We start from the raw sequence: 5,033 nt of genomic DNA on the forward strand, positions 1-5,033 counted from the left end.
TCAACAACCAGACCGCTCCAGTGCAGTCCTTTTGCCTCGTCGACAGCGGCACCGTGCCGTCGACGGACGTTGCCGGCCAGCACGCCAACGTGGACTATGTCCGGTCCGAGGCAAACCTTGGCGGCGCCGGCGGATTCTCGTTGGCCATCCTCAAGGCCGTGGCCAGCGGGGCTGACTGGATCTGGATGATGGACGACGACGCCGAACCGGCAGATCCCGACTGCCTTGCCACGTTGCTCCGTGAGGCCCAGGAGCGTGACCTGGACGCCGTCGTGCCCCTCGTGGTGGCCCCCGGCCACCCGGACCAGCTGTCCTTTTTCTTCCGGCTGGACGGCAAGGTCACGCATGAGCGCGCGGAGGTGGAAAAGGTCGGATTCCTGCCCGACGACGGGCACTTTTTCAACGGCGCCCTGATCCGTTCCGATGTCTTCTTCAAAGTCGGCCTGCCGGACATGCGCCTTTTCATCCGTGGCGACGAGGTGGACTTCACGCTCAGGCTCAGGAAGGCCGGGATCCGCTTCGGCACGGTGACCACCGCCGCCATCACGCACCCGCACGCCTTCGCTGAAACCAAGCACGTCTTCGGTGCGCGGTGGCACGTGATCGTTCCGGATTCCGCCTTCAAGCGCTACTTCTACTACCGGAACCGCGGGTACATGATCCGCCGCCACTTCCGGGTCAAGTCCTTCATCGCGGATGTGGGCGGCTACCTCGGCTACTTCCTGCGCAGCGGCGACTTCCGCGGGCTCGCTGACTGGTTCCGCGTCTTTTCCGCCGGGCTCCGCGGCAAGGGCTTCGGCAGAAGTTCTGACGCGCTCCCCCGCTGGCAGCCCCGCCGGCAGCCTAGGGCTGCCGGCGCAGGCGCCGGCGGAGCAGCAGGCCCAGCAGCACCCAGGGTTCGCCGAACACCCGGTAGGCTACCCGCTGCGGGTGGAGCATGAGCCGCCAGGCCCATTCGAGTCCGAGCCGGCCGATCCAGCGCGGCGCCAGTTTCTGCACACCGGCAATCTGTTCGATGGCGCCGCCGACGGTGCAGTAGACCGCAGGCGGAAGCGCGGCAAGCCGGCGGGCCATGACCTGCTCCTGCAGCGGCATCCCGAGGCCCAGCAGCACAAGCTGCGGGCGGAGCCGGTTCAGCCATTCGACCGCGGCTTCCTCAACTTCCTTGTTCCAGCCTTCGCCGGGCATGCCGTCGACCCGCGCCCCGGGGACGATCTCCCGCAGCCTGGCCACGGCACCGGCGTTGGCCACGGCGCCTGCACCGATGACCGCAATGCGCTCCAGTCCCGCGACATTGCCGAGCGCGGGAATCCAGTCGGTCGACCCAAGGCGGTAGTCCATCACCGGTTCCCTGCCGTCGTCCTCTTCGCCGGTCTTCGCCCAGAGCCAGAGCACCGGTGCGCCGTCGATCAGGACCACGTCGCTGCGCTCATAGAAAGAGCGGAAGGCAGGATCGGAGTGCAGCAGCGTCACGCTGTGCAGGTTGTGGCCCACCACGATCCGGGTCTTGCCCTCGGCCATGAAGGTGCTGAGGACCGCGGTCAGCTCGGACACCGTCACGGGGGTCGCTTCGACGTCGAGGAAAGGGACGCGCTGACGCTCCAGCGTCATGCGGAACCGGGCTCCGGCGCAGCGGCGGCCTCCGGAGCGTCCGCAGCATCGGGGGCGTTGCCGTCGATGTCCAGGACGCCGGGCACCACGCCGCGCAGGCGGTCGAGGCTGATGGCTCCCTGCCGGACGACGCGCAAGGGCAGCGCCGTCGCGTCGACGATGGTCGAGGCGAGGGCCTCGGCGCCGTCGGCGGGCCGGGGTCCGCCCTCCAGGTAAACCTCCACGGATTCCGCCAGCTGGGCTTCGGCGTCCGCGGCGGTCTGCGCCGCGGCGTGCCCGGTGCGGTTCGCGGAGGACACCGCGAGGGGTCCGGTAAGCGTCAGCAGGTCCTGGGCGATCTCGTCGGCCGGGATCCGCAGGGCGACCGTGCCCTTGGTCTCGCCGAGATCCCAGTCCAACGACGGCTGGGCATGCAGGATCAGGGTCAGGCCGCCGGGCCAGAACGCCTCGGCCAGCCGCCGCGCCTCGGCCGGAACGTCCGTGGCCAGGCCATCGAGGGCGTTCAGCCTGGGGATCAGCACGGGCGGCGGCATCTTACGGCTCCGGCCCTTGGAGGCGAGCAGCAGGGTCACGGCAAGGGGCGAAAAGGCGTCGGCCGCAATCCCGTAGACCGTGTCCGTGGGAAAGACCACGCACTTGTTCTCCCGGATGGCCCGTTGGGCGTGCTCAAGTCCCGCAGCGCGCTGCTCGGCCGCCGTGCAATCGTAGCTAGTCGTCACTGGCCTATTCTTTCATCACTTGTCACACGATTTTTCGCGGGCGTCGGCCCTGACGGTGCCAGGACGGCGCTGGTGGCGCGGTCCTTGCCGTTGAGGTCACGGTGCGTTGTCACCTCGGCGAACACCCCGGCGCGTTTGAGCATCGCGGCGATCCATTCCGACTGGACCTCGGCGTGCTCCATCACGAAGTAGCCGCCGGGAACCAGCAGGCGGGCAGCCGAGGCGGCCGCCGCCGTCGGAAGTTCCATCCCGTCCGCTCCCCCGCCGTAGAGCGCCTCGGGCGGGTCGTGCAGCGCCACTTCGGGTTCGTTCGGGATCGCTTCGGCGGGGATGTAGGGCGGGTTGGAGACGACGACGTCGAACGTGCCGTTGTGTTCGGCCAGCGCGTTGCGCAGGTCGCCGCGGATGAGGTGGACGCCCAGGGGAGCCAAGTTTTTCGCCGCCCACGCGTGCGCGAATTCGCTGAACTCGACCGCGTGGACTTCCGCGCCGGGAACCTCATGGGCGATCGAGCCTGCAATGGCACCGGACCCGGTGCCCAGGTCCACGACCTTGGGGTGCGCCAGGCCGTCCAGTTGTTTCCTAGCGCTGAGCCAGTCCAGGACCAGCTGCACCACGGATTCGGTCTCCGGCCGCGGGATGAACACACCGGGGCCGACGGCGAGTTCGAGGTAGCGGAAGTGCGCCACGCCCGTTATGTGCTGCAGCGGGATCCGCTGCGCCCGTTCGGCGACCAGGTCGGCGTAGCCTTCCGGCGCCGGCGAGTCCCCGAGCATCAGCGCGCGCAACCGGCCCAGTCCGACGCCGAGCAGGTGCTCGGCCAGGAGCTCGGCGTCCACGCGCGGGCTGGGCACGCCGGCCGCCGCGAGGACCGCCGTCGCCTCGCTGACGGCCTCCGCGAGGCTCGGACCATCACCTGCAGTCATCACCAGTGACCCGCGCCTATTCGCCGATGGCGTCGAGCCGGGACTGCTCGTCCAATTCGATGGCCGACTGGATCACCGGTTCCAGGTCGCCGTTCATGACCTGGTCCAGGTTGTAGGCCTTGTAACCGGTGCGGTGGTCCGCAATCCGGTTTTCCGGGTAGTTATAGGTACGGATGCGCTCGGAGCGGTCCATGGTGCGGATCTGCGACTTGCGCTGCGCCGAGTTTTCGGCGTCGATCAGCTCCTGCTGGTGCGCCAGGATGCGGGCACGCAGCACGCGCATGCCGGCCTCACGGTTCTGCAGCTGCGATTTTTCGTTCTGCATGGCGACGACGATTCCGGTGGGAAGGTGCGTGATGCGCACTGCGGAGTCGGTGGTGTTGACCGACTGCCCGCCGGGACCGGAGGAGCGGTAGACGTCGATCTTGAGATCGTTCTGGTTGATCTCGAGCTCCTCGGGCTCGTCCACTTCGGGCAGCACCAGCACGCCGGCGGCCGAGGTGTGGATGCGGCCCTGGGATTCGGTGACGGGAACACGCTGGACCCGGTGCACGCCGCCTTCGAACTTGAGCCGGGCGTACACGCCTTCGGCCGGATCGTTCGAGCTGCCCTTGACGGCCATCTGGACGTCCTTGTACCCGCCGAGGTCCGACTCGGTGGCGGAGATGATCTCGGTCTTCCAGCCGCGGGATTCCGCGTAACGGCTGTACATCCGCAGCAGGTCCGCGGCGAACAGGGCTGCCTCGTCGCCGCCTTCGCCGCCCTTGACCTCGAGGATCACGTTGCGGGAGTCGTCCGGGTCGCGCGGGATCAGCAGCCGGCGCAGCTTGGCCGCCGCCAGCTCCAGCGCGGCCTCCAGCTCGGGTACCTCGGCCGCAAACTCGGGGTCCTCGTCCGCCATTTCCTTGGCAGCGGCCAGGTCATCGCGGATGCCTTCCCAGCGGTGGTAGGCCTCCACAATGCCGTTCAACTGGGCAGAACGCCGCCCCAGCTTCCGGGCCAGCCGCTGGTCAGCGTAGACAGCAGGATCCCCCAGCTGAGCCTGGATAGAGTCGTGCTCATCCAACAGGCCCTGTACGGACTCAAACATTTTCAAACCTCTTTCGACTCTCTCAAGTCTAGTTACTGCAACGCGGGGTCACTTACCGCCCATTCCGGCGGCCCTGATGGGCCGTAGGTGACCCCGCGTTGCTCCCGCCAGGGGGTGGTGAGTTAAACCAGAAGCCGCTCAAAATATGCCGGCCAGGGAGTGGCTTCGGGCCTGCCGGAGCCGGGTGGCTAACGATCGCAGATCGTTAGCCACCCGGCGGAGGGGTGGGGCCGGCATATTTTGAGCGGCGAAAGCCAGCTACTTGTCGTTATCGGACTTCGCACCAAGCGTCGTCTTCTGCACCTGCATGAGGAACTCGACGTTGCTCTGGGTCTCCCGGATCTTGTTGGTCAGCAGCTCAAGGCTCTGCTGCGTTTCGAGTCCGGACAGGACGCGGCGCAGCTTCCACATGATCTTGACTTCCTCGGGGGAAAGCAGGTTTTCCTCACGGCGGGTACCGGACGCGTTGACGTCCACGGCCGGGAAGATGCGCTTGTCCGCGAGCTGGCGGGACAGGCGCAGTTCCATGTTGCCGGTGCCCTTGAACTCTTCGAAGATGACCTCGTCCATCTTGGAACCGGTCTCGACGAGCGCGGTGGCCAGGATGGTCAGCGAGCCGCCGTTTTCGATGTTGCGGGCTGCACCGAAGAAACGCTTCGGCGGGTACAGCGCCGCGGAGTCCACACC

General features: G+C 67.6%; 5 protein-coding genes and 1 pseudogene. 1 reads left to right on the plus strand and 5 read right to left on the minus strand.

The genetic code is table 11. The features are described 5' to 3' along the window. Positions 1–941: glycosyltransferase (locus LQV45_RS17575; protein ID WP_230008133.1), on the plus strand; the 941-nt coding region annotated here is incomplete at its 5' end. On the opposite strand, the gene LQV45_RS17580 is transcribed toward LQV45_RS17575, so the two are convergent. The 5 genes and pseudogenes from LQV45_RS17580 to LQV45_RS17600 all read right to left on the minus strand — a co-directional run. After that, entirely contained in the window at positions 844–1,611 is a 768-nt protein-coding gene (locus tag LQV45_RS17580) for a WecB/TagA/CpsF family glycosyltransferase (RefSeq protein ID WP_223916033.1), read from the minus strand. The two genes, LQV45_RS17575 and LQV45_RS17580, sit on opposite strands and share 98 nt — an antisense overlap. Continuing rightward, positions 1,608–2,330 carry an L-threonylcarbamoyladenylate synthase gene (locus LQV45_RS17585; protein WP_230008134.1) on the minus strand — a complete coding sequence of 241 codons (723 nt, stop codon included), beginning with the start codon at positions 2,328–2,330 and terminating at the stop codon, positions 1,608–1,610. The genes LQV45_RS17580 and LQV45_RS17585 overlap by 4 nt, the downstream gene beginning before the upstream one ends. After that, positions 2,327–3,256: a peptide chain release factor N(5)-glutamine methyltransferase gene (gene prmC / locus LQV45_RS17590; RefSeq protein ID WP_230008135.1), complete on the minus strand. Its 930-nt coding sequence runs from the start codon at positions 3,254–3,256 to the stop codon at positions 2,327–2,329. The genes LQV45_RS17585 and prmC overlap by 4 nt, the downstream gene beginning before the upstream one ends. Positions 3,257–3,272: 16 nt before the next feature. Beyond that, a complete protein-coding gene (gene prfA / locus LQV45_RS17595) occupies positions 3,273–4,346 on the minus strand; it encodes a peptide chain release factor 1 (protein WP_079554478.1) in 1,074 nt (357 codons plus the stop codon). Between the two features lie 258 nt (positions 4,347–4,604). Further along, positions 4,605–5,033, minus strand: a pseudogene (locus LQV45_RS17600) (transcription termination factor Rho); the annotation flags it as partial.

Source organism: Microbacterium sp. Bi128, from assembly GCF_918698205.1.